The organism is Paenalcaligenes hominis (genome assembly GCF_041359055.1).
Lineage (GTDB): Bacteria > Pseudomonadota > Gammaproteobacteria > Burkholderiales > Burkholderiaceae_B > Paenalcaligenes > Paenalcaligenes hominis_A.
Map to the genome: position 1 here is coordinate 172,308 of NZ_JBGJKZ010000003.1, position 24,593 is coordinate 196,900.

Annotated in this window: 20 protein-coding genes; 11 read left to right on the forward strand and 9 right to left on the reverse strand. The window is 46.6% G+C overall.

Going from position 1 to position 24,593, the window contains the following annotated elements:
• The first annotated feature begins 5 nt into the window (after positions 1 to 5).
• Genes nuoN through serB form a run of 3 tightly spaced genes read left to right on the forward strand, consistent with a single transcriptional unit; the run spans position 6 to position 3,007 of the window.
• The gene (gene nuoN / locus ACBP46_RS08020; protein WP_371016565.1) at positions 6 to 1,550 is read left to right on the forward strand and encodes an NADH-quinone oxidoreductase subunit NuoN; all 1,545 of its coding nucleotides are present in this window, start codon (positions 6 to 8) and stop codon (positions 1,548 to 1,550) included.
• Between the two features lie 12 nt (positions 1,551 to 1,562).
• A complete protein-coding gene (locus ACBP46_RS08025) occupies positions 1,563 to 2,105 on the forward strand; it encodes a DUF2818 family protein (RefSeq protein WP_371016215.1) in 543 nt (180 codons plus the stop codon).
• A gap of 56 nt (positions 2,106 to 2,161) precedes the next feature.
• Positions 2,162 to 3,007, forward strand: a complete 846-nt coding sequence (serB, locus tag ACBP46_RS08030; RefSeq protein ID WP_371016216.1) for a phosphoserine phosphatase SerB — start codon at positions 2,162 to 2,164, stop codon at positions 3,005 to 3,007.
• 102 nt (positions 3,008 to 3,109) lie between these two features.
• Here the strand turns inward: serB and mfd are convergent, their stop codons facing one another.
• The gene (gene mfd, locus ACBP46_RS08035) at positions 3,110 to 6,571 is read right to left on the reverse strand and encodes a transcription-repair coupling factor (RefSeq protein ID WP_371016217.1); all 3,462 of its coding nucleotides are present in this window, start codon (positions 6,569 to 6,571) and stop codon (positions 3,110 to 3,112) included.
• Positions 6,572 to 6,583: 12 nt separating this feature from the next.
• Here mfd and ispD point away from each other — a divergent pair, with 12 nt between their 5' ends.
• Together ispD and ispF are read left to right on the forward strand one after the other, a co-directional pair.
• Positions 6,584 to 7,294, forward strand: coding sequence for a 2-C-methyl-D-erythritol 4-phosphate cytidylyltransferase (gene ispD, locus ACBP46_RS08040; protein WP_371016218.1), 711 nt, complete (start codon positions 6,584 to 6,586; stop codon positions 7,292 to 7,294).
• Complete coding sequence (gene ispF / locus ACBP46_RS08045; RefSeq protein ID WP_371016219.1) at positions 7,285 to 7,773, forward strand: 2-C-methyl-D-erythritol 2,4-cyclodiphosphate synthase; 489 nt, start codon at positions 7,285 to 7,287, stop codon at positions 7,771 to 7,773. The genes ispD and ispF overlap by 10 nt, the downstream gene beginning before the upstream one ends.
• 33 nt (positions 7,774 to 7,806) lie before the next feature.
• Here ispF and ACBP46_RS08050 read toward each other — a convergent pair whose 3' ends face one another.
• From ACBP46_RS08050 to ompR, 3 genes are all read right to left on the reverse strand, one after another.
• Positions 7,807 to 8,358: a peroxiredoxin gene (locus ACBP46_RS08050; RefSeq protein ID WP_371016220.1), complete on the reverse strand. Its 552-nt coding sequence runs from the start codon at positions 8,356 to 8,358 to the stop codon at positions 7,807 to 7,809.
• 63 nt (positions 8,359 to 8,421) lie between these two features.
• Positions 8,422 to 9,801 (reverse strand): sensor histidine kinase, encoded by a 1,380-nt coding sequence (locus ACBP46_RS08055; protein WP_371016221.1) that lies wholly within the window; start codon positions 9,799 to 9,801, stop codon positions 8,422 to 8,424.
• Positions 9,802 to 9,816: 15 nt separating this feature from the next.
• Positions 9,817 to 10,551, reverse strand: a complete 735-nt coding sequence (gene ompR / locus ACBP46_RS08060) for an osmolarity response regulator transcription factor OmpR (RefSeq protein ID WP_077733688.1) — start codon at positions 10,549 to 10,551, stop codon at positions 9,817 to 9,819.
• Positions 10,552 to 10,777: 226 nt separating this feature from the next.
• Between ompR and tsaB the strand changes: the two genes are divergently transcribed.
• The 3 genes from tsaB to ACBP46_RS08075 are packed head-to-tail and all read left to right on the forward strand — an operon-like array spanning position 10,778 to position 14,257.
• Positions 10,778 to 11,995 carry a tRNA (adenosine(37)-N6)-threonylcarbamoyltransferase complex dimerization subunit type 1 TsaB gene (gene tsaB / locus ACBP46_RS08065; RefSeq protein ID WP_371016222.1) on the forward strand — a complete coding sequence of 406 codons (1,218 nt, stop codon included), beginning with the start codon at positions 10,778 to 10,780 and terminating at the stop codon, positions 11,993 to 11,995.
• A gap of 8 nt (positions 11,996 to 12,003) precedes the next feature.
• Positions 12,004 to 12,855, forward strand: coding sequence for a uracil-DNA glycosylase (locus ACBP46_RS08070; protein WP_371016223.1), 852 nt, complete (start codon positions 12,004 to 12,006; stop codon positions 12,853 to 12,855).
• Positions 12,856 to 12,886: 31 nt separating this feature from the next.
• Positions 12,887 to 14,257: an amidase gene (locus tag ACBP46_RS08075; protein ID WP_371016224.1), complete on the forward strand. Its 1,371-nt coding sequence runs from the start codon at positions 12,887 to 12,889 to the stop codon at positions 14,255 to 14,257.
• Here ACBP46_RS08075 and lplT read toward each other — a convergent pair whose 3' ends face one another.
• A complete protein-coding gene (gene lplT, locus ACBP46_RS08080; protein ID WP_371016225.1) occupies positions 14,258 to 15,562 on the reverse strand; it encodes a lysophospholipid transporter LplT in 1,305 nt (434 codons plus the stop codon).
• A 172-nt stretch (positions 15,563 to 15,734) separates the two neighbouring features.
• Here lplT and smc point away from each other — a divergent pair, with 172 nt between their 5' ends.
• From smc to ligA, 3 genes are read left to right on the forward strand one after another with little or no spacing between them, the layout of a single operon-like run.
• Complete coding sequence (gene smc, locus ACBP46_RS08085; protein ID WP_371016226.1) at positions 15,735 to 19,256, forward strand: chromosome segregation protein SMC; 3,522 nt, start codon at positions 15,735 to 15,737, stop codon at positions 19,254 to 19,256.
• Positions 19,257 to 19,299: 43 nt separating this feature from the next.
• On the forward strand, positions 19,300 to 20,325 hold the full coding sequence (locus ACBP46_RS08090; RefSeq protein WP_371016227.1) for a cell division protein ZipA C-terminal FtsZ-binding domain-containing protein: 1,026 nt from the start codon (positions 19,300 to 19,302) through the stop codon (positions 20,323 to 20,325).
• Positions 20,322 to 22,367 carry an NAD-dependent DNA ligase LigA gene (ligA, locus tag ACBP46_RS08095; protein WP_371016228.1) on the forward strand — a complete coding sequence of 682 codons (2,046 nt, stop codon included), beginning with the start codon at positions 20,322 to 20,324 and terminating at the stop codon, positions 22,365 to 22,367. The genes ACBP46_RS08090 and ligA overlap by 4 nt, the downstream gene beginning before the upstream one ends.
• A gap of 49 nt (positions 22,368 to 22,416) precedes the next feature.
• Here the strand turns inward: ligA and ACBP46_RS08100 are convergent, their stop codons facing one another.
• From ACBP46_RS08100 to msrB, 4 genes are read right to left on the reverse strand one after another with little or no spacing between them, the layout of a single operon-like run.
• Positions 22,417 to 23,193, reverse strand: a complete 777-nt coding sequence (locus tag ACBP46_RS08100) for a peptidylprolyl isomerase (RefSeq protein ID WP_371016229.1) — start codon at positions 23,191 to 23,193, stop codon at positions 22,417 to 22,419.
• Positions 23,194 to 23,208: 15 nt separating this feature from the next.
• Positions 23,209 to 23,466, reverse strand: a complete 258-nt coding sequence (locus tag ACBP46_RS08105) for a BolA family protein (protein ID WP_371016230.1) — start codon at positions 23,464 to 23,466, stop codon at positions 23,209 to 23,211.
• 8 nt (positions 23,467 to 23,474) lie between these two features.
• On the reverse strand, positions 23,475 to 24,023 hold the full coding sequence (locus ACBP46_RS08110) for a septation protein A (RefSeq protein ID WP_371016231.1): 549 nt from the start codon (positions 24,021 to 24,023) through the stop codon (positions 23,475 to 23,477).
• Positions 24,020 to 24,412, reverse strand: a complete 393-nt coding sequence (gene msrB / locus ACBP46_RS08115) for a peptide-methionine (R)-S-oxide reductase MsrB (protein WP_371016232.1) — start codon at positions 24,410 to 24,412, stop codon at positions 24,020 to 24,022. The genes ACBP46_RS08110 and msrB overlap by 4 nt, the downstream gene beginning before the upstream one ends.
• Positions 24,413 to 24,593 lie beyond the last annotated feature (181 nt).

The window sequence follows — 24,593 nt, forward strand, 5'->3', positions numbered from 1 at the left end:
GGAACATTATGCAAAATTCATTTGATATCGCTCTGGCTTTGCCTGAGATCCTGCTTCTGATCCTTGCTGCAGGTGTATTGGTTTTTGATTCTTTCTCTAAGTCAGAAGCTAGACATAGTACCTTTGCGTTTAGCCAATTTAGTCTGATTGTTGTGGGGCTAGCAGTCGTCTGGCAGTGGACCACCGATCTATACGGCGTCACCTTTAGTGGCCTGTATGTGGTGGACCCTATGTCTCACTTTTTGAAATTACTGTCGTGTATAGCAGTAGCTGTAACGCTGTTATATGGTCGTCAGTATGCAGAAAATAGTCAGATGGTAGAACGAGGTGGTGAGCTGTATTCGTTGACTATGTTGGCGTTGTTAGGCCAATTGCTCATGATTTCAGCAGGCAACTTAATCATGGTGTTCTTAGGTGTAGAACTCATGTCATTTGCCTTGTACGCCTTGGTTGCTATTCGACGTGAGCACACGCAATCCGTTGAAGCCGCCATGAAATACTTTATTCTAGGCGCATTGTCCTCTGGGGTATTGCTCTACGGTATGTCGATGATTTACGGGGCCACAGGCCACTTAGATCTTGAGCAAATCGCGGCTGTGATTAATGCAGGGGATGCTGGACGTCTGGCTTTGGTTTTTGGTGTGGTTTTTGTGGTGTCAGGGTTGGCGTTTAAATTAACCGCCGCACCCTTTCATATGTGGACACCAGATGTTTATCAAGGTGCACCAACTACGGTAACTCTCATCATTGCGGCGGCTCCTAAGTTAGCGGCTGTAGCCATTACTTTGCGTTTACTTACCGAAGCACTTCATGGCATAGCCTTAGACTGGCAGCCCATGTTGCTTTTGCTAGCTGTGTTGTCATTAGTTGTAGGGAACTTTACCGCTCTAGTACAGACTAATTTCAAACGTATGTTGGCGTATTCCACCATTTCTCACATGGGTTTTATTTTCCTTGGGTTGATGGCAGGGGTATCTGCAGAGGTAGGTGCAGCAGAAGGCTTAGCCGGTCTAATTCGTCAGCTCATCGGTACTGATGTGGCTATGGCGCATTTTGCTTATGGTTCTGCTTTGTTTTATGCCGTTATTTATGTACTCACAACCCTAGCGACCTTTGGTATTATTTTGGTGCTTAGCCGTAAAGGTTTTGAATGTGAAGAAATTGCTGACTTAAAAGGCCTTAACGCCCGTCATCCATTTCTTGCCTTGCTTTTACTGTTGGCTATGTTCTCGCTAGCTGGTATACCTCCTATGGCAGGCTTTTATGCCAAGCTTAGTATTCTTCAAGCTGTGGTAGGGGTTGGGCACATTGGTATAGCCGTTTTAGCTGTGTTGTTGTCTTTAGTGGGGGCGTTCTACTACATTCGTGTTGTAAAAGCCGCTTACTTTGACAAGCCTGAAAACGATCTGCTAGAGCAGCCCTTACAAATTGGTGTGGTAGCTAAAACAGTATTAGCTATCAATGGGTTGCTAATACTAGTGTTAGGTATTTTGCCAGGCGGCCTCATGGAGACCAGCATGCGTGTTATTCAAGAATCACTACGCTTTTAAATTAGGTTAGTCATGAGTCAAAATGTTGCTATTTGGGTATTAATACTGGTGTCGTTAATCGGTGCTAATTTACCGTTTTATATTCAACGTCCCCTGTTATTTTTACCCTGGCAACAAAAAGGCGAGGTTGCACGTCCTGCGGTGTTGCGCTGGTTTACGTTTTTAGCTTATACCGCCTGTTTGCTTGCCGTAGGTTGGTTTATGCACCGCACCCTAAGCCAAACACTTTTTGTTAGCCCGTTGCATTTGCTTTTAATTAGCGCCGTGTGTGTGGTGGTAGCAATACTAATGTTTGCCATTCCCGCATTACTACAGCGCACCCAAGCAATTGAAAAATCGTTTTTTGCACGCTTACTAGAGGTGACGGCGCTCTATGCTTTTGTGGGGTTGTTAGGGGTAGGGTTTGAGTCCAGTTTAGGTAGTGTATTTCCCCAACGTTGGGAGTTTTATGTCATTACCTACTGTTTATTCATTATTTTGGCTTACCCAGGCTTTGTGATACGTTATTTGCTTAAACGTAGACGTGTTTTAGTCGCTCAACCAAAAACCGCGTAGTTGTTATTTCTTTTATAATGACCCCTCTATTCCGAGGGGTCTTTTTATTGCTATCTATGTCTAATTTAATTTTACAAGCACCACTAGTAGATGCTTCTGCTATCGAGAAAATCGCTGCTATTGTAGGAGCCGATGGTGTCCAAGAGTTAGGGCCTACCGTAGTGCGTATGTTGGGAGCCGATCCAAGCGCTCAGGCCGAGATAAAGCCTATTTGTGAGCAAGCTAAATTGGATTTTGCTTTTATTGAGCCTATTCATTATTTACGTGACATTAAAATCCTAGCTATGGACATGGATTCCACGTTAATTAATATTGAGTGCATAGATGAAATTGCCGCTGCTGTAGGGCGCAAAGCCGAGGTGGCTGCCATTACTGAGGCAGCAATGCGCGGGGAAATAAAAGACTTTGCAGAAAGTTTGACGCGTCGCGTTGCTTTGCTTGAAGGCGTACCCGAGTCCGCATTGCAGCAAGTCTACGATCAACGTTTACAGCTAAATGCAGGGGCTCAACAGCTAGTGCAGAAGGCAGCAGATCATGGTATACGCACACTCTTGGTGTCGGGTGGGTTTACTTTTTTTACTGAACGTTTAAAACAACGTCTAGGTATTGATGAGGCGTATTCCAATACATTGGAAGTAAAAGATGGCAAATTAACAGGTCGTGTGGTGGGTGCAGTGGTGGGGGCACAAACCAAAGCGGATCATGTGGCACGCTTAGCGTCCGAGCTCGGGGCCAATAAAACGCAAATCGTAGCAGTAGGAGACGGTGCCAACGATTTGCCTATGTTGGCACATGCGCATTACTCAGTGGCTTATCGCGCTAAACCCATCGTACAAGAGCAAGCTAACTATGCGTTAAATTACTCTGCTTTAGATAGCATTTGGAACTGGTTTAGGGTGTAGTTCTATTTGTTGATTTAATTAAAAACCGCTCTTTCTGAACAGATCCCTAAAAATTAGACCGTCATCTAACTTCTAGGGACCAGTTCCCTAAGAGCGGTTTTTTTAGCTCAAGTGCTGCATAAGTTGATTAAGCTTTTGTACGCGTTGCGGGATAGGGGTCGTTTCTGCTAATTCCACCCGCAATTTGTCAGGGCCATTAAAGCGAATTGATTTATCTTTTTGGACTAGCTCGATTAAGCGCACCGGATCCACGTTGGGTTTGGCGTTAAATTGCAATACCAGCTGATCCTCTTGTAGGTCCATTTTCTCTAAGCCTAAGTGTTCACCTTTAATGCGCAGTTGATGCACGGTGAGAAGGTTTTGTGCAGGCTCAGGTAGCAGTCCATAGCGATCAATAAGCTCTTCTTGGATATCAGATAACTCCTCGGCAGTGGCAGCATGAGAAAGTTTTTTATAAAAACCTAAACGGGCATGTACATCTGGGCAGTAATCATTAGGCAATAAAGCAGGGCTGCGCAGGTTGACCTCACACTTAGTATCAAAAGGCGACATCAAATCTGGTTCTTCGCCGGCTTTTAATGCTTTTACTGCTTTGTTCAGCATATCGGAATACATGGAGAAACCAATTTCATGGATATTTCCGGATTGGTGCTCACCTAAAACCTCGCCCGCACCCCGAATTTCCAAGTCATTCATAGCTAAGAAAAAGCCGGCCCCTAATTCATCCATGGCTTGAATGGCCTCAAGCCGTTTTTTGGCATTAGAGGTAATAGCGTCTTCACCAGGGGTTAATAGGTAGGCATAGGCTTGGTGATGAGAGCGACCTACTCGGCCACGTAACTGATGCAGCTGTGCCAAACCCAGTTTGTCTGCTCGTTGAATGACAATGGTATTGGCGCTAGGTACATCAATACCGGTTTCAATAATCGTGGTACATAACAACACATTGAAGCGTTTTTGATAAAAATCCTTCATGACGCTTTCTAGCTCACGTTCGGGCATTTGACCATGAGCTACGCCAATACGCGCTTCAGGAACAAGCTCTTGGAGTCGTGCGCGACGGTTTTCAATGGTTTCGACTTCGTTATGCAAGAAGTAAACCTGACCACCTCGTTTTAACTCACGCAGTAAAGCTTCCCGTATCGTGCCATTGTCTTCTCTGCGCACAAAGGTTTTGATGGCAAGGCGCTTTTCTGGTGCTGTAGCAATAATAGAGAAGTCACGAATACCTTCTAAAGACATGCCTAGGGTACGTGGGATAGGCGTGGCGGTTAGCGTGAGCATATCCACTTCGGCACGTAAGGCTTTAAAAGCTTCTTTTTGACGTACACCAAATCGGTGTTCCTCATCAATAATAACCAAACCTAAATTCTTGAATTTGACCTCTTTGGAAAGCAGCTTATGCGTGCCAATCACAATATCCACATGACCATTAGCTAAGCCTTCGATAGCGGCTTTGGTTTCTTTGCTGGTTCTAAAGCGTGATAGCTCGGCAACCTGAATGGGCCAATCTACAAAACGATCGGCAAAGTTTTGAGCATGTTGCTCTGCCAATAGGGTGGTAGGACATAAAATCGCCACTTGTTTACCATTGGCGACAGCCACAAAGGCGGCGCGTAGAGCCACTTCTGTTTTACCGAAGCCCACATCGCCGCAAATCAGGCGGTCCATGGGTTGGCCTGATTTCATATCGTCCAGTACAGCCTCTATTGCTGCTGCTTGATCGGGCGTAGGCTCAAAACCAAAACCTGCTGCAAACGCTTCGTAATCGCTAAGAGGAACTTTGTATTGTTGGCCTTCACGTAATGCGCGCTGTGCGTACAGAGCTAGTAGCTCTGCTGCGGTGTCGCGGGCTTGTTTAGCTGCTTTTTGTCGTGCTTTTTCCCATTGACCGGAGCCAAGTTGATGCAAAGGAGCGGATTCGGCATCGGTGCCGCTATAACGTGAAATCACATGTAGCTGTGCAACAGGCACATACAGAGTTGCCTCGTTAGCGTACTCCAGATGCAGCAGCTCTACTGGCCCTTCGCCTAAATCCATTTCAATCAGCCCCTGATAGCGCCCGATGCCGTGCTCAGTATGCACAACAGGGTCGCCGGCGCGTAGTTCAGATAAATCTCGAACCATGGCTTCGACATTAGTACGCTGACTACGTCGTGTCCGTTGACGGGTACGGACCTGATGAGGATAGAGGTCGTTCTCGGTTAAAAGGGTAACTGCGGCCTCGTGTAAGGCAAAGCCTTGGTACAAGGATGCGGTAACCAGAGCAAACGGAGCATTGCCATATAAAAAGCTGTCTAGCTCTAGGCAGTGAGGGTCGGGAGCTAAATGATGCTCGCTTAGCATCTGAGCGATGGTTTCACGTCTACCTGGCGATTCGGCACACAACAAGGTGCGTCGGGCTGGATCACGTACTTCGGTGCGCAAAGCCGAAAGGGGATCCTCAGCGCGCCGAGCTACAGCCACATCAGGGACAGGAATAAAATCAGGATGCAGGCCATTTGCTTGTAAATCTAATCGAGCAAATAACTTTAATGCACTGAAAAACTCATCTTCGTTTAAAAATAGATGTTCGGGGGCTAAAACAGGGCGTTCATTATCACTTTTTAAGAACTGGTAACGCTGTTGAGCGTCGGCGTGAAAGCTTTGTATGGCGTGCGCTGTGGCTCCATGGGTTACGACAATACTGTCGTTAGGAAGGTAGTTAAATAGCGTGGCCGTTTGTTCAAAAAACAAAGGTAAATAGTATTCGACCCCGGCAAAAGCAATGCCATTGCCTATTTCTTTATAAGGCAAAGCACGCGAGGGGTCGCCCTCAAAATGCTCACGAAATTGAGCTCTAAAAATATGACGCGCCTCTTCGTCCATAGGAAACTCGCGCCCTGGCAGTAAATCTACCTTTTTGACAGGATAAAGACTGCGTTGGGTGTCTGCATCAAAGGCACGAATGGACTCAATCTCATTATCAAATAAATCTAAACGGTAAGGTACCACCGAGCCCATAGGAAACAGGTCAATCAGACCACCACGTATAGAGAATTCGCCGGGTGCAGTGACTTGAGTAACATGATTGTAGTTGGCAAGCACCATTTGCTCTTTAAGTTGTTGCTCATTAAGTTTCTCGCCTTGTTGGAAACTAAAGCTGTGAGCGGCTAAAAAAGCAGGCGGCGCTAAGCGATAAAGAGCCGTACTGACAGGAATGGTAAGTACGTCTACTTCGTTGTGCAATAAAGCATTTAAGGCTTTAAGGCGTGCAGAAATTAAATCTTCATGAGGGGAAAAGCTATCATAGGGCAAGGTTTCCCAGTCGGGGAATTGCTGCACGGTAAGCTCAGGCCCAAAAAGCTTAATTTCATGGTTTAAACGCTGTGCATCTAGCGGATCAGTGCAAAACACGATTACACTGTGGGTGCTTTGCCGTGCTAAATCAGCAAGCAGCAAAGCGTCTCCCGAGCCCGGTGGCAAGGGTTGTTGAAAACGTTGCCCAACTTTTAAGGCCTGTAAACTGGATGAGGTGCTGCTAAGATAAAGGCTGGTTGTAGTAGGGCTTTTGGTTTTGCTCATGGGAATACGTTTATGTCAAAGAAAATAATTGCTTTAGTGCCTGCTGCTGGTATTGGTGCGCGAGCAAGACGACAAACTACAGCGGCAATATTAAAACCAGATTTACCTAAACAGTACGAATTAGTAAATGGCTTGCCGATGTTGCGACTCTCAGTAAAGGCTATGTTAGCCGATCCCCGCATTGATCATGTGCGAGTTATTGTAAGTCCGACTGATACATGGGTAAATGATGCATTAGCGGGGTTAGAGCGTACTACTTGGCGTGCAGTAGGGGGGGAAACCCGAGCCGATACAGTACGTAATGGCTTGAAAGATTTAAATCCAGACCCCGAGCAATGGGTGGTGGTCCACGATGCGGCCCGTCCTGGTCTTCCTGCCGAGGCCCTAACCCGTTTGCTAGATACCTGTCTAGAACAGGATCAAGGTGGATTATTAGCATTGCCTGTGCCGGATACAGTTAAAAAAGCAGGGGGGGCAACCGACCCAGAGGTGCAGCAAACGGTATCACGGGAAAACCTTTGGCTTGCTCAGACCCCTCAAATGTTTAAAGCGACAGAGCTGTTGCAGGCTTTAGAGCAAGCAGAGCGTGAGCAATGGTCTGTTACCGATGAGTCATCTGCTATGGAGCAAGCTGGATACCGCTCTTTATTAATTCGGGGCGCTCCGCAAAACTTCAAGGTAACATGGCCAGGTGATTTTCAAATATTGGAGAAATGGTTATGAATTTGCGCGTAGGTCAGGGCTTTGATGTACATGCTCTGGTTGAGGGGCGTCCATTAATAATTGGTGGGGTGACGATTCCTCATACGCATGGCTTGTTAGGTCATTCTGATGCAGATGTGTTGTTGCATGCGTTAACAGATGCCCTACTTGGGGCTGCGGCCTTGGGCGATATAGGACGTCATTTTCCTGATACAGACCCACGTTACAAAGGGGCAGATAGCCGTGTTTTGCTGCGCGATGCGTATGCATTAGTGCAAAAGCACGGTTGGCATGTGATTAATGTGGACGCCACCATTCATGCCCAAGCGCCAAAGATTGGCCCGCATGCAGCGGCTATGATTGAGGTGATCAGTACGGATTTGGGGTTGGCTGTGAGCTGTATTAATATCAAAGCTAAAACCAATGAAGGTTTAGGCCATTTAGGCCGTAAAGAAGGCATTGCAGCAAATGTAGTGGTGCTGTTGCACCAGCCTACCTAAATAAAAAGCGTAGACAGTTTCTACGCTTTTTTATTAATCGAGTGTGGGGCCGCCAATTTGACGATTGCTAGGGCATAACGCATCGGTTTGAATTGCGTCTAGCAAACGTAATATTTCCTCGGGACTACGGCCTACGTTTAGGTTGTTGACAGAAATATGTTGGATAAGATTGTCAGGGTCGACAATTAAGGTGGCACGCAATGCCACGCCTTCGGTTTTATGGCGTATGCCTAGCTGGTCAATGAGCGCACCGCAGGTGTCTGCAAACTGATAATGCTGTAGACGATGCAGATCGGGGTGTTCACGGCGCCAAGCCAGTTTTACAAACTCGTTGTCGCTGGAGCCCCCCATCACAATAGCGTTGCGCTGGGTAAAATCGGGCTGTAAACGACCAAAGTCAGAAATTTCAGTCGGGCAAACCGTAGTGAAATCTTTAGGATAGAAATAAATAATTTTCCACTTATGTGGAAAAGAGCTTTCTGTGATTTCCTCAAAAGCCGAGATGCCGTTTTCTTGAGCCTCGTTAAAGCCAGGCTTGATGCCGATGACCTTAAAAGGTTCGAGTCTATCGCCAACCGTTTTCATAAAGTTCCTTTCAGTACACTAGTCAGAATAATTCTACCCGAATGGATTTGTTTGCCTAGTCGTTTAGCGCACTTTTAACTTAGGGATTTCGATACGTGCAGTTAAGCCTTGTCCGGGTGGGGAGGTTAACTCAAAGCGACCCCCAACTTGCAGTAATAAGCGTTCTACGATGGCTAAACCTAAACCCGCACCATTGACACCTGTGCGTGCTAATTCGCCTCTAGAAAAGGGGCGCAATAGGCGTTGTACTTCGTGTTCTTCAATACCAACCCCTTGGTCTTGGACTTTTATTTCAATTAGGTTGCCTTTAGGTTGAGCAGAAAGGTAAATATAGGCTTTGTCATCTGCGGCACTACGACCATAACGACGCGAGTTTTCAATTAGATTGCTTACAATGCGTTTTAAGTCGTTTTCATCAATGCGCCCAAAGAGATTAGGAGCAATATCGGCAGTGAGTTCACCACCTAGACTTTCGGTGTGGCTGCGCTCACGCTCATATAAAGAGTTAAGCGCTTTGCTAATATCAATGCCTTGCTCTGGGGCTTTGGCTGCAGGGCGAGCGTACTCCATAAGCTGGTCAATGCTGTGATCGATTTGAGCGAGGTCTTCGTCAATGGCTTGGCGTGTTGCATCACTGACATTAGATAGCTCGATTTCCAGACGCATGCGAGCTAGAGGGGTGCGTAAATCGTGGGAAATACCGGCCAACATAATTTCTCTATCGGCTTCGGCCTGACGAATATCGCGTGTCATACGGTTAAAAGCCACATTCATGTCGCGAATTTCAGCAGGACCGCGTTCCGGTAAGGGCGACGGCGTTTCACCCCGAGCGAGCTGATGAGTAACCTGAGCTAGACGGGCAAGTGGGCGGTTTACAAAACGTACACTGATTGCTGCCCCTAAGAAAGAAAGGAGCAGGGCTGATAAAAGCCACCCAATCCATTCTGCGCCAGCAATTAAACTGAGTTGCTCGCGATTAAAGACAAGCCAGTACTGTTCGGTATCGAGCTCAAAAGAGACCCAAACCCCAGGAACGTTGTTGACTGACCACATAATCAGGGTGTTACTGCCTAGATCTTTGCGTACCTCTTTAGAAACTTTGGTCCAGTAGGCAGAGTGCTGAATGGGTTCCAGAATGTCGTCCGGTTCGCGCGGCTGAATACGCAGGCTTTCTTTAGTTGCTAAATCAAGCAGCAGGGCGGGGCGTTGATCAAAGGGCGCATACGCCAACGCAGAGCGTGTAATGCTGACGGAGGTAGAAACGCGTTGAGCCATTTGGGTGGCGCGGGGGCCGGATTCGATTGAGAAAAAGACCTGAAGCCAGATGCCAAAGCTCATGCCCATAAGGCCAAGCAGAAGAAAAAAAGTACGACTAAAAAGCCCCATCTTAAAAGGGGGCTTTTTTGAAGGGGCACTAGAGGAGGAAAGGGCAGTTTTGCTCATGCCCTTATCATACCTTTAATGACCACCATCAGGAACAAAAACATAGCCCAAGCCCCAGACCGTTTGAATAAAAACGGGTTTGGATGGATTGGGTTCAATGAGTTTGCGTAAACGAGAGATTTGAACGTCTAGGCTGCGGTCAAATGCCTCGTACTCTCGGCCACGGGCTAACTCCATTAGCTTGTCACGAGACAAGGGAATTTTTGGGTGGCGTGCAAATACTTTTAATACGGAGAACTCACCTGTAGTGATAGGGACGACTTCATCTCCTTTAGTAAGCGTGCGCGTAGAGAGGTTCAGCGAATACGGACCAAACTCGATCGCTTCATTTTCTTGGCTAGGTGCGCCAGGATGCTCTTCTGTGCCGCGACGGCGTAAAATGGCATTTACCCGAGCAAGAAGCTCGCGTGGGTTAAATGGCTTCACTAAATAGTCGTCCGCACCCATTTCCAAGCCAACGATGCGGTCAATTTCTTCCGCCTTTGCTGTTAGCATAATAATAGGTGTGTTATCGTGACCCCCTCGTAAACGACGACAAATTGAAAGTCCATCTTCGCCTGGCAGCATTAGATCAAGGATAAGTAAATCAAAATGTTCGCGTTGCCAGAGTTTAGACATTTCTTTGCCATCTTCGGCAACAAAAACATTAAAGCCTTGTTCCGTTAGATAGCGTCGCAATAAATCGCGTAAACGTGGATCGTCATCGACGACGAGTATTTTTCTGGTAAGAGGTTGATTTTGTGTGTTCATGATTAAAATGTAACAGGCAAAAAGGGGGGCGTACAGGCTCGTAGAAAATTTTTACAATTGATGCTTTTTGCTCATAAAACGCCCGTAAATTAACTGAAAAGTTTTCATTTTGTTACATGGTTTGGGTGGTAATTAGCAACCACGCCAAAGGTGCTACGCGTTTACAATCATTCCATCTAATCATTCTAATGCTAAATAGCTGTTATCTGAGCGAAGTAATACATCAATGAAAGTAAATCTTTTGGCTTTAGATAGTGCAAGTGCTGTGTGTGGTGTTGCGATATTGCAATCCGATGCCGGACTATCTGGATTAACTGTGGCTGAACACGAGGGTTCTGCCCAACATGCAGAGCGTATGCTGCCTTTAATAGAGCAATGCCTAGAAGAGGCTAGTATAGAGCGTTCCGACCTACATGCTATTGCGTTTGCGCAGGGGCCGGGTGGCTTTACTGGGCTGCGGGTTGCCTGTGGGGTTGCCCAAGGTTTGGCTTATGCGCTTGGTGTGCAAGTGGCCCCGATCCCTTCATTACTAGCCATTGCGGCCCAACAAGAGCTACTGCCCAATGCCTCTATTGAAATAGTGGTAGCAGATGCGCGTATGCAAGAGCTGTATGTAGGGGCTTACCAACGCACCCAACAAGGTTGGTATAGCTTACATAAACCTATTTTAATGGCTGAGTCGGCGTTTTATTACTATTTGCAGCAATTAATTCAACAACAAACTGAACTGAAAACAGGTACCGCAGTGCGTGTGTCGGGGGATGGCTTATGCGCTTTTCCGGCCCTTAATCAACAGGTACTAAGTTTAGGAGCGCAGCTAGGCAATACCGAGCGTGTCCAGGTTCAGACCTTAGCCAAATTGGCGTTATTGGCGTTCAAACAAGATCAGTTGATTGACCCAGCGTTAGCCGCGCCATTATACGTGCGTAACCGCGTGGCTTTTACTATAGCAGAACGTGAAACGGGGCTAGGGGGCAACCCCAGCGCATTATGGCAAGCAGTGCAGTTTAAACCGATGACTGCCGAGCATTTCGAGGCGGTAGCTGCCATAGAACATAAGCTTCAATATGAACCCTGGTCTGCCGGACAATTTGAACAAAGCATAAAGGCTGGACATTGGGGTTGGGTGGCATTGTATCAGGACCGAGTAGTGGCATATGCTGTAGTAAGGCCTATAGTAGATGAGGCCGAGCTATTACTTATTGGTGTGGCTCCCGATCAGCAACGTCAGGGCATAGGACAGCAGTTGTTGTGCTATATAGAACAGGATGCCAAAGCTAAAAATGGCTTAACTATGCACTTAGAGGTTAGGGAGTCGAATACAGCAGCACGAGAGCTATATACTGGTGCGGGTTATTATCCCGTTGGTATTCGAAAGAATTACTACAAAACGTCGGCAACAGCAAAAGAGGCCGCAGTGCTATATAGTAAAATTCTGGCATAGATGTATTTATGACTCACTCTTTTCCTCAACTTAGCTCTATTCAGCAAGCGTGGTTACGCGAGTTACAGGTGGCTTCAGTATTTTTGACTCCTGCTCCTGCTGTCGCTGCATCGCAAGCGCAACGAGCTAGTCCACCTGTGTCTGACACCCCGCTAAAGGCCACAGGCACAGCTACTACTATGCCTGCCGCAGCTCGGGCTCAGTTGCATGATCAATTAGGTTTAAAAAAATCAACTACGCCTGCTGTGGTAAAGGCCGATGTGCCGCCCCAGTCACCGCCTGTGGCGCTAGAGGCCATCAACAAACTAAACCTAGAGCAAATTCAACACTATGCGGATCAATGCGCGGCCTGTGCTTTGCATGAGCAACGCCAACGCGCAGTACTTGGTGCTGGCCATACCGATCAACCCGATTGGATGGTCATTTCAATTGCTCCTAGCAGTAACGAAGAAATGGCTGGTTTGCCTATGCAAGGTAAAACCGGAGAGCTTTTTGCGCATCAGCTGCAAAGCATCACAGTACCGAGTCATTTTACTTTTTATACGACTCAATTAGTGAAATGCCGGAGTCCTCACCATACAAAATCTGAATATATTCAGGCCTGTCAACAAATTTTGTGGCGTCAAATAGAGCTGATCCAGCCAAAACATATATTGCTACTAGGAGAGGCTGGCGCAGAGCTATTTTTTGGAGCTAGCGCCTCGTTTGATGAATTACGTGCTGAGGCGCAATCTTGGCAGCGCCCAGATGGGGTAAGGATTCCAGTGATTGTTACCTTTGATCCAGTGTCTTTATTATTACGTCCCCAAGACAAAGTTAAAGCGTGGGCAGATTTATTACTGATGCGAACGCTATTCTAAAACAACAATTAGGTATTAATTAGGAGACAGTATGTCTAGCTTTTCATTAAAGCAGATGCGTGAATTATTTTTAACTAAGCAGTTATCGCCTTCAGAGGTAGTCGAGGACTACCTAGCTCGAATAGAAAAGCACCGTGATGCCAATATTTATATTACGGTTAACGCAGCACAGGCGCGTCATCAAGCCGCATTAGCTACGCAACGATATCATCTAGGTGAAGCTTCAGGGTTGTTAGAAGGGATACCTGTAGCCTACAAAGATAATATTTTTGTACGAGGTTTACCTAACACGGCAGGCTCATCCATAGAAAAATCTTTTATTCCTGATCAAGATGCTCCTGCGGTCAGTCGCATGCAACAGGCGGGTGCAATTAATTTGGGCAAGCTTAACTTGCATGAGTATGCGTTTGGTATTACCAGTCAAAACCCTTTTTATGGCGCAGTAGAAAACCCATGGAATCGTCGCTTTAGTCCCGGAGGCTCTAGTGGTGGGAGCGGAGCTGCTTTGGCGGCTGACCTAGCTATGATGACTCTAGGCACTGACACAGGCGGCTCCATCCGTATTCCGGCTGCAGCCTGTGGTGTGATTGGTCTGAAAGCAACGCGGGACGTAATTTCTGCTCAAGGAACGCGTCCTATTGCGGCTTCCTTAGATCATGTGGGTCCGCTTACCAAAACCGTAGAAGACATGGCATTAGGTCTAGAGGTGCTAACAGGTCAAGATTACCTTGCTCACTTAGCTCGATCTTTAAAGGGCTTGCGTATTGGGGTGCCGACCAATTATTTTTGGCATCAAGTGGACGCTCATGTAGGGGCTGCCTATGAACGAGCTTTGCAGCAGTTACAAGCGTTAGGAGCGGTATTAATAGAGGTTGAGGTACCCTACACAGAGGCCGATGCGGGCGTGGTTTTTGCATTAGCTATTTGCGAGGGGGCGGCTGAGCATACAGAGCGCATGGCACAGTATCGGGACCAGTACGGCGCTGATGTATTAGCGGCTTTAAGTGCAGCAGAGAATTTCACCGCTGTGGATTATATTAAAGCCAAAGAGCGTCAAGTAGAGCTTACTCAGCAGTTCGAATACCTACTGCAAGACATTGATGTGTTGGCTATACCCACTACGCCGGTGACTGCCCAAGAAATAGGTGTAAACGAGCTTGAGATAGCAGGCCAAAAACAGGATCTTTTTGGGTTAATTGTACATAACTGTGCGCCATTTAGCGTAACGGGACACCCGGCATTGAGCTTGCCATGTGGTCTAGGCGCACACTCTATTCCTATTGGTCTACAACTGGTAGCGGCTCATCACAGAGAGCGTGTGGTATTGCAAGTGGCTTATGCTTACGAACAAGAATACCTTGCTGACTTTTACGCACAACGAATGCAGGTGGCATTTAGCTGATTAGCGTAGGGCTTGGCCGTGGCACTCTTCGCCAATACAGTCATCTAAGTGCGGGCTATGCTGATGGTTTTGTTTATCCCAACGGATGAACACCACCATCAGCGTGGCGACGAGCAACCCAAATATCGTAATAATTACATTGATAGGTATATCTAGCCACAACATAAAACTATAAAAGCTCAGCATAAATAAAATATTGAGCTGTTCGTTAAAGTTTTGTACTGCAATAGAGTGGCCTGCCGATAATAAGACGTGACCACGGTGTTGCAGCAAAGCATTCATGGGAACTACAAAAAAGCCTGAGGTGGCCCCAATTAATAGCAGTAAACTATAAACGGCCCATGTGCTTTTTACAAAAGGCATCAACAGTACAGTTAAACCCATGACCACCCCCATAGGTAAAACTTTTAATGCTTGTTTTAAAGGCACTTTACCAGCCAGATAGGCTCCCACCACGGTACCTAAAGCCGCTACGCCCATTAAAATCGAGGATTGATCTAATCGATAACCCAGCTGGTGGGCTCCCCACTCAATTACAATAAACTGTAATGTGGCCCCTGCACCCCAAAAGAGGGTAGTTACAGCTAAGGAGATTTGTCCGAGCTTATCGCCCCATAAAATTACCACATAGCCTTTGAAGGTTTTAATAAGCTCAATAGGGTTGGTTTTCTGTTTAGGGTAAATAATATTGGTTTTAGGAATAAGTAGATTACAGGCTGCTGCTGCTAAATAAATAAAACCAATGATAAGAATAGCGGTTTCAGTAGGGTTTAACGTCATTTGGTTTATGACAGGAGCATTGCGTAACACAGGGCTGATGTCAGGGTGAATTAAGACCCCGCCAAGCACTGTGCCTAAAATAATGGAAAGCACAGTAAGGCCTTCAATCCAGCTGTTGCCTTTGACGAGTAGCTCGGGTTTGAGCATTTCAGTGACAATGCCGTATTTGGCTGGTGAATAAGCGGCTGCGCCTATGCCCACGAGTGTGTAAGCAAAAAATACGAGAAAAAGCTGAGAGTCTTGGTGTTGGGATAACTGGTGCACCCCAAACATTAAAAGACAGCCTAAGACCTTGATGCCGTTAGTAATGAACATAACGCGCCCTTTAGGGAAGGCATCGGCAAAAGCACCCACAAAAGCAGCCAAAACGACATAAGCAAGTGCAAACCACCATTTCATTAAAGGAGCCATCCAGTCGGGACCACTTAACTCTACAATTAGGGCTATAGCAGCGATAAGCAAGGCATTATCGGCTACAGATGACAGCGCTTGCGCTGCCATAACTAGATAGAAACCTTTGTTCAAAATGGATCTCGATAAGCAATAAAAGCGTTAAGGGCGGCGTATGTAAAACTACAGCCAGCCCAAATAAGTAAATCAGTATAACTCTATGCTATTTTCTAGGTAAGTCAGCATCTCTATAATGGCTTGGGCTATTATACGAAAGCTGTAATTATCTTGCCTAAGCGAGTACTTGGTGCGTTTAACACAAATTAAATTATCAGGATTTAAATCCTTTGTAGATACTACCCTAATCCCCACCCCTAGCCAGTTAGTGGGCGTGGTCGGGCCTAATGGGTGTGGTAAGTCAAATATTATTGATGCAGTACGTTGGGTGCTGGGGGAAAGTCGTGCCTCGGAACTACGTGGCGGCTCCATGCAAGACGTGATTTTTAATGGTTCCGGGCAACGTAAAGCAGCGGCTCGGGCTTCTGTGGAGCTTAGCTTTGATAACTCCGAGGGCCGTGTATTAGGGCAATGGGGAGCTTACACCGAAATTTCCGTTCGACGCGAACTGACACGTGATGGTACTAGTGGTTATTTTATAAACGGGCAACAAGTTCGTAGACGTGATATTAACGATATCTTTTTAGGAACTGGGCTAGGGGCTAGGGGGTACGCCATCATTGGGCAAGGCATGATTAATAGACTAATCGAAGCCAAGCCCGACGAGTTACGTGTTTACCTTGAAGAGGCCGCAGGTGTATCGCGCTACAAAGAGCGCCGCAAAGAAACAGAAAGTCGATTGCGTGACACCAATGAAAACCTAACTCGTCTAGAAGACATACTGCAAGAGCTAGAGCAGCAGCTGGTTCGGCTTGAGTCTCAGGCAGAAATTGCACGTCAATATAAAGACTTACAAGCTGAGGGCGAAAAAAAGCAACATGCGTTATGGTGGTTGCGCGAACAAAATGCACGTCAAGAACAACGTCAGCATGCATTGGCTATTGAGCAGGCGCAAACAGCTGTTGAAGCAGCTATGGCAGATATGCGCAGTACTGAAGCGCGTCTTGAAGCTTTACGTCAATCACAGTTAGACCAAACTGATGCGGTACAAAAAGCCCAAGCTCAGCTTTATCAGCACGCCGCTCAGGTTAATAAGATCGAAGCCGAGATTCATCATGCCAAAACAGCACAGCAACGGCTAGAACAACGGCAACAGCAGCTGCAAGCACAACAGCTTGAGTGGCAGCAGTTACGTAGCGATAGCAGCGATGAACTAGAGCTAAAACAGGATGAGTTAGAGGAGCTCGCTTTACGCAATGAGGAAGTGATTGGGCGTCTAGAGGCGTGCCAACAGCGTTTAGCTCCATTAGAAACGGCTCAGCATCGAGCCGTTCAGGAAAAAGAGCAATTACAAGAACGTATTCAACAAACTCGACAGCAGATTGCCTTAGCGACGCAGCGCCTAAGCTCTGCGCAGGTGCAGCAAGAGCAGCTACAGCAACGGCAGCAGCGATTTGAGTCTGATCTCAGCCAGTTGCAGTTAGATAAAAATCAGGACAGCACCGAGCTAAAAACCGAATGGTTACAAGCCCAAGAGCGTGTGGTTACGCAGCAGCAAATTGTGCAAGCCCTGGTGCAGCAAGAGCCTGAGCTCCAACATGCCCAAGCGCAAACCCAACAGGTCTTGCAAGAGCAAGAGCGTACTTATACTCAAATCCAAGCGCAACTGCAGGCGATGGAGCAGCTCCAAACGCAGTTGCAACGCCATGAACAGATGGAGCCTTGGCTTAAACAGTATGGTTTGGATCAGTCGCAACCGTTTTGGCAGCGTTTACAGGTGAATGAGGGGTGGGAGACCGCATTAGAAGCAGTGTTGGGCTTACGTTTGCAAGCATTGACTGTGGATGAGCTTAATGGATTAGCTGATTTAGGCAGTTTGCCGCCAACACGACTTTGGTTAGTAGAGGCGTTCGAGCAAGAACAGGCTGATGAGTTGCAAAGTCAGATGTTGAGCCCATTAAGTGATTATGTACGCGCCAAACACAGTGCGTGGCAAGATGTTTTAAATCAATGGATAGCTGGGTTTTACGTGGTGCGTACTCTAGAGCAAGCGCTGAGTCTACGTTCTGCCCTTAGCTCTACCATGTCATTGGTTACCTCTGAGGGCCATATTGTACAGGCGCATCAGGTTATGCTGTATGCGGCTGACACCGAGCAAGCGGGTGTGTTGGGGCGTCAGCAACAAATAGAACAACAGCACAAAGCGTTAAAAGCACAAGCCCTGCATCTAGAGAGCGCTAAAGAGCACGCTTTGCTAGCGCATCAAGCGCTGATTGCCAACAGAGACGAACAGGCTAAAGCCAGCACACGCTTACAAGAACTCACCCATTTAGCGCATGAGTTGCAGTTACACTACCATCAAATTGAGCAAAAAACTCGACAGCAGCAAGAGCGCCTGCATCAAGTACAGGTTGAGCTACAAGAGATAGAGGAGTTAAAAACGCAGTGGCAAGAAACACAAGAAGAGGCCTTGTTACAGCGCGAAGAGCAAGAGCTTATTCTTGAGGCGCTTTTAGAGCAGCAAGATGAGCTGCAGCAAAACTTAACGGAACTTAACGATCAACTGCAGGTATTGCGTACCCAGCTGCGTGAATTAGAACAGCAGAGTCAGGGCTTGCAATATAATCAAAACTTGACACAGGCTCGTGTAGACGAGTTATTGCGTAGTCAACAACAGGCTCAAGAGCTGGCTCAGCGCGCACAAATTGAACTGGCAGGTTTAGTGGATGAGTACGAAAGTACGGATGTAGCAGAACTGCATGAGCAGCTCCAAGAGGCTTTAGAGCAGCGCGTCTATGCAGAAGACTTACTTCATGCAGAACAAAAGCAATTGACAGAGCTCACTACGCAACTGCATGACTTGCAACACAGTCGCCACCAAACGGGTGATGGGTTAGAGCCATTACGTCAGCAAGTTACTCAGTTGCAACTAGCCGAACAGTCGGCGCGGCTGACCGTAGAGCAATATGCGGCGCAGTTGGATGCGCAGCAGGTTAATCGCCAAGCCTTAGCCGCATTTATGCAAGAGCAAGAGGAAAACTGGCATAAAGTGACTTGGTTGCAAAATGAAGTACAGCGTATTAATCGCGCTATTGAAGCATTAGGGGCGGTTAATTTGGTGGCTCTAGAAGAGCTACAAACCGCACAAGAGCGACAGGTTTATTTACAGTCTCAACATGATGATTTAACACTAGCTATTCAAACACTAGAAGACGCTATCCGAAAAATAGATAGGGAAACGCGCGCATTATTACAAAGTACGTTTAACGAGGTGAATACGCATTTTGGTGAGTTGTTTCCTAAGCTTTTTGGTGGGGGTGAAGCAAAACTCATGATGACAGGTGAAGAAATTCTTGATGCGGGTGTACAAGTCATGGCTCAACCGCCAGGCAAAAAAAACAGTACTATTCAGCTGCTTTCTGGGGGCGAAAAAGCATTAACAGCAACGGCTTTGGTTTTTGCGTTTTTCAAATTGAACCCAGCGCCTTTTTGTTTATTAGATGAGGTGGATGCGCCTTTAGATGATGCGAATACTGAGCGATACGCGAATTTAGTTGAAAGTATGAGTGATCAAACTCAGTTTTTATTTATTTCTCATAATAAAATTGCTATGCAGATGGCAAAGCAGTTGGTTGGCGTTACTATGCAAGAACAAGGTGTATCTCGCATTGTTGCGGTAGATATGGCCGCCGCTGTAGAAATGACACATTAATGTGATTTGCAATTTTTTAGCCTAATAAGGGTCGGGTCAGAGAATGAGTGATTTAAAAATAGCCTTAGTGGCCTTAGGGGCCATACTCATTTTATTGGTATTGCTTTTCAATTGGTGGCAAGACCGTCGTGTACGCAACACCATGAAAGATAAGTTTCCAGAGGTGCCTGCAGATCCGTTGATGACGCAGCTAGAGGCTGAGCGCCGTGAGCCTACTGTACGCATAGCAGAAACCTTAGCACAACCTAAAGCGGAGCCTGCGGTGCTAGCCGAAGACATTGATGCAGCTACAGAAGCGGTAATTGATGTGCAGTTTCCCAAAGCGGTGCCAGGGGCAGAGCTTATGGACTTACTGCGAGCGTATCTACGCGTTGAAACCAAGCCCGTGCGCTTATTTGCATTAAGCACCCAAGGCGAGCATCATGCGTATCCCCACGAGGCCGAGCAGTATGTAGGAATGCAGTTGGCGATGCTACTTGCCAATCGTAAAGGGCCGCTCAGTGAAATTGATTGGTCAAGACTATGGATGGCAGCGCAAAATTTAGCGCAGCAGCTCGATGGCACTGTAGACGGCCCAGAGCAGCAAGAGGTCATAGAGCGTGCTCAGCAGCTTGATAACTTGTGCGCTAATCTAGATGCGCAAGTCGGTTTAAGCCTGCGCTTAGCCGAGCCTTTAGCCACTGCAGAAGTGCGTCAGGTGGCGTTAAATGCTGGTTTTATGGAGTACGGTAAACAACTGGGTTGGTTAGCCAGCTCTGGCATACCTCGTTTTACTTTATTGTTTGATGGCAAACCTGCCATGGATTTGCACTCTGCTCAAGTCAATCGCTTAGATTTGCTGCTTGATGTGCCCAATAGTCCTAAAGACACCAACGCATTTAGTCGCATGGCAACCGTAGGGCGTGATTTAGCGGTGCGTCTGGATGCAGAGCTCATTGATGACCAAGGCCAGCCTTTAACCGACCATTACGATGACGAAATTGATCAACAGCTCTATCAAATTTACGAGCAACTAGAAGACGCTGGCTTTAATGCTGGCGAAACCAGAACGTTACGGGTATTTACGTGAAACAACGCTTAGATGAACTGAAAGAACAACTGCATTTTCATAATTACCGGTATTACGTTTTAGACCAACCCGTGATTGCGGACGCTCAGTACGATGCATTACTGCGCGAATTACAGCAAATTGAAGCGGCACACCCCGAATGGGTTAGTGCGGACTCTCCCACTCAGCGCGTGGGAGCCGCGCCCGTATCAGCGTTTAGTACGGTAACGCATAGCCGTCCTATGCTTTCCTTAGGGAATGTGTTCGACGAAGAAGAGCTATATGCTTTTGATAAGCGCATTGCAGAGCTTTTGCGCGCAGAAGGAGTGATTCAAAACCAAGCCATTGAATACAACGCTGAGTATAAATTTGATGGTTTAGCGGTTAGTTTGCGCTATGAAAATGGTTTGTTAGTACAGGGGGCTACCCGCGGCGATGGCATAACGGGCGAAGACATCACCTCTAATGTACGTACTATTAGCTCTGTACCCCTTCGCCTTCAAGGCGAGGCTGCCCACTGGCCTGCTGTGCTTGAGGTGCGTGGTGAGGTTCTGATGCACCGTGCCGATTTTGAAGCGTTAAACCAAGCACAATTACGTAGGGGTGAAAAAGTTTTTGTTAATCCACGTAATGCCGCAGCAGGTAGCTTACGCCAACTAGATCCTCGCATTACGGCACAACGCCCTCTGCGTTTTTTTGCATACGGTTGGGGTGAAATCCAAATTGCAGGTGCAGCGCCCTCTACTGAGCCTTACCGCACGCAATCTGCCATGCTTGATTGGTTACGTCAGTTAGGCTTTGCTGTGGATAATCATCAACGCGTACTACAAGGTGCAGCAGCGTTACAGCAGTTTTATATTGATACCGAGCAAGTCCGCTCTGAACTGCCTTACGAAATTGATGGGGTGGTTTACAAGGTCAACGTCCTAGCTCAGCAAGAGTTATTAGGCTACGTGGCTCGTGCTCCACGTTTTGCGGTAGCGCATAAATTTCCCGCCCAGGAAATGACCACTAAACTGCTGAGTATTGATGTACAAGTAGGGCGCACCGGAGCCATCACACCCGTAGCACGCTTAGAGCCTGTTTTTGTGGGAGGAGTCACTGTAACCAATGCTACGTTGCATAATGAGGATGAGATCCGCCGTAAAGATGTGCGGGCAGGTGATACGGTAATTGTACGCCGTGCCGGGGATGTCATTCCCGAGGTTGTAGCGCCTATTATTGAGCTCAGACCCGAACACACTGAGCTTTTTGAATTTCCTACCCAGTGTCCTGTGTGTGGTTCAGCTATTGAACGCCCTATAGATGAGGCAATTGCACGTTGTACAGGGGGGTTGGTTTGTGCTGCTCAACGTAAACAAAGTTTAGAGCATGCAGTTAGCCGCAAAGCATTAGATGTAGATGGTCTAGGAACCAAATTAATCGAGCAGCTAGTAGATGCTAATCGAGTAAAAAATCTTGCCGACTTATTCACGTTGACCCAATTAGAGCTAGCGACTTATCCTCGAATGGGAGCCAAATCGGCAGGCAATGTAATTGTTGCTTTAGAGCAAGCCAAAACACCGCCATTGGCACGTTTTATTTATGCATTAGGCATACGTCATGTAGGTGAGGCAACAGCTAAAGCCTTAGCTGATCATTTTTTGCATTTAGAGCGCTTAGTGCGGGCCACTGAGGATGAGCTATTAGAAATTGATGATGTGGGGCCGGTTGTAGCGGCTGAGATTGTTAACTTTTTTGCAGAGCCCCATAATCGTGAGGTATTGGCCCAACTGGAGCATGTGGGGGTGGTGGCTATCGAACCAGAAACACAAGCAAACCGTTCTGTAAGCACAGCACTAACGAGTAAAACGGTAGTCTTAACAGGAACCCTGCCCACATTGTCTCGTACTGAGGCCCAAGCCTTAATCGAAGGAGCAGGAGGACGAGTAACGGGGTCAGTCTCTAAAAAAACAGATTTTGTAGTAGCAGGCTCGGAGGCTGGTTCTAAACTAACCAAAGCGCAAAGCTTAGGCGTTACCATTTTGAATGAAGCGCAGTTTTTAGAGTTGCTGCAAACCTAACTGCTATCCCCTCAGCACAGGTAATGCTCCTGTGCTGAGGGGCTTTGTTTTATTGAATTTTGGCTTTTTCCATTAATGTATTTTGGAAATCAGTCAGTTGCTTTTGACGTAGTAGTTCTTCAATTTGTGGTTTTACTTCGTCTAAAGTAGGGAAGCTCATGTCGCGTACATCGTCCACTTGCAAAATATGCCAACCAAACTGAGATTGAACGGGTGCGGCGCTGAGCTCACCTTTCTTTTGTTTGGCTACTGCATCCGCAAACTCTTCTACATAGATGGTGTTAGGTGCCCAGCCAAGATCACCACCTTGTGCACCACTACCAGGGTCAATGGATTTATCTTTGGCAGCATCTGCAAAGCTGATTTTTTTGGCTTTAATGTCAGCTAGCAGCTGTTTGGCTTCGGCCTCGTCTTTAAGCAAAATGTGTTTGACTTTATATTCTTTTTGACCCGCTTCTTCTTTTTTTAAGCGCTCGTATTCGGCTTTGATGTCTTTGTCAGAAAGTGGGTTTTTAGTGACGTAATCATTAAGTAATGCACGAACGAGGATGCCTTGTTGGGCAAGTTCTAGTTCTTGGGCCACTTGGGGTTTTTTATCCAAACCCATTTTTTTGGCCTCTTGGGTGGCAACTAAGCGCACCGTCATTTCTTTTTGGACTTGTTCACGTAATTGAGGCGAGTCTTGCGCACCTTGTTCAATGAGTAAAGCCACAAAGTCATCGAGTTGTTTTTGGGTAATGCTCTCGCCATTTACTGTGGCAATGTTTTGAGCAGCTAAAGGAAAGGCCAAAGCACAGCTAAGCGCAGCAATAGCAAATCGTTTCATATATAAAGTCCTTGGTTAAATAATTTCAATGGCTAAGGCGTGAATAGGAAAGGGCATCAAGTCATTCACCTGTTGATAGATCAAGCGATGTCTAGCCACTGTATTTAAATTGTCGAACTGCTCGGAAGCGATCACTACACGAAAGTGACTAGCGCCACCTTTGGCGCCAGCATGCCCCTCGTGGAGGTGAGACTCATCTATTAAATCGAAATAAGTCGGGTTTAATGTTTGCATGCGCTGTGTGACCAGCTCAATTAATTCTTGTTTAGACATAGTTTTTACTAACGTTCAGATTGATCGTTCATATATTTGCCCAACCAAAGTGATTGAACAATTATAAAAATGACCAGCAAAATCAGGGAGCCAAAGACTTTGAAGCTAACCCATTGAGATTCGCTGAAATAGCCAGAAAAGGCCACAAATAAATTGACTGCGCCAGAAAATATAAAAAATAAGGCCCAGCTATAGTTAAGTTTTGTCCAAGCCGGTGCAGGAAGAACCAGTTGAGATCCCATTAGTTTTTGCATGAGGTTGCGACCTAGAAAGAGGTGGCTACCAATTAAAACCGTTGCAAAAAGCCAGTACAAAACGGTGGGTTTCCATTTGATAAACGCATCGTTTTGAAAAAATAGCGTGGCAGAGCCAAATACAACAATAACGCCCAGGTTAATCCAATGCGTGCCTTCAATGGTGCGTTGGCGCACTTTTAGCCATACGATTTGTAATACAGCGGCTGCCATCGCAACGGCTGTTGCCGTGTAGATATCAAAGGTGCGAAAAGCAATAAAAAATAAAATAAGGGGGAAGAGGTCAAACAGAAATTTCTTCATGCAGGTTCAAAGCGAAGAGCAACAGAGTTAATGCAATAACGTAAACCGGTAGGCTCGGGTCCGTCCGGAAACACGTGTCCTAGGTGTGCATCACAGAGGGCGCATAGAATTTCAGTACGTATGCGACCATGGCTGAAATCAGGTTCTTCACGGACGTGGTCTGGATTTAAGGGAGCAAAATAACTAGGCCAACCACAGCCCGCATCAAACTTAGTATCGGATGCAAACAAAGCCGTATCACAACACACACAATGATAAATACCGTGTTCAGAGTGGTGATTGTATTGACCAGTAAAAGGGCGTTCAGTTCCTTGTTGGCGTGTAACATAAAACGCATCTGGACTAAGTTGAGCCTGCCATTCTGCTAAGCTTTTACGAACTTTATTCATAAAAAGTGAATTGATAAAACAAAATAAATAAGATCACAGTGTAGCCTTGATCGAGGCGGACGCAAACTATTCTATGCGTAATAAAAGCAGGGATAATCCTTAAAGCGTTAGCGTTAGTAACTTTACGATAATACAGGGCAGCCCAGTGTAATTAGTTTAGAACTGAGCTATTTAAGGTTAA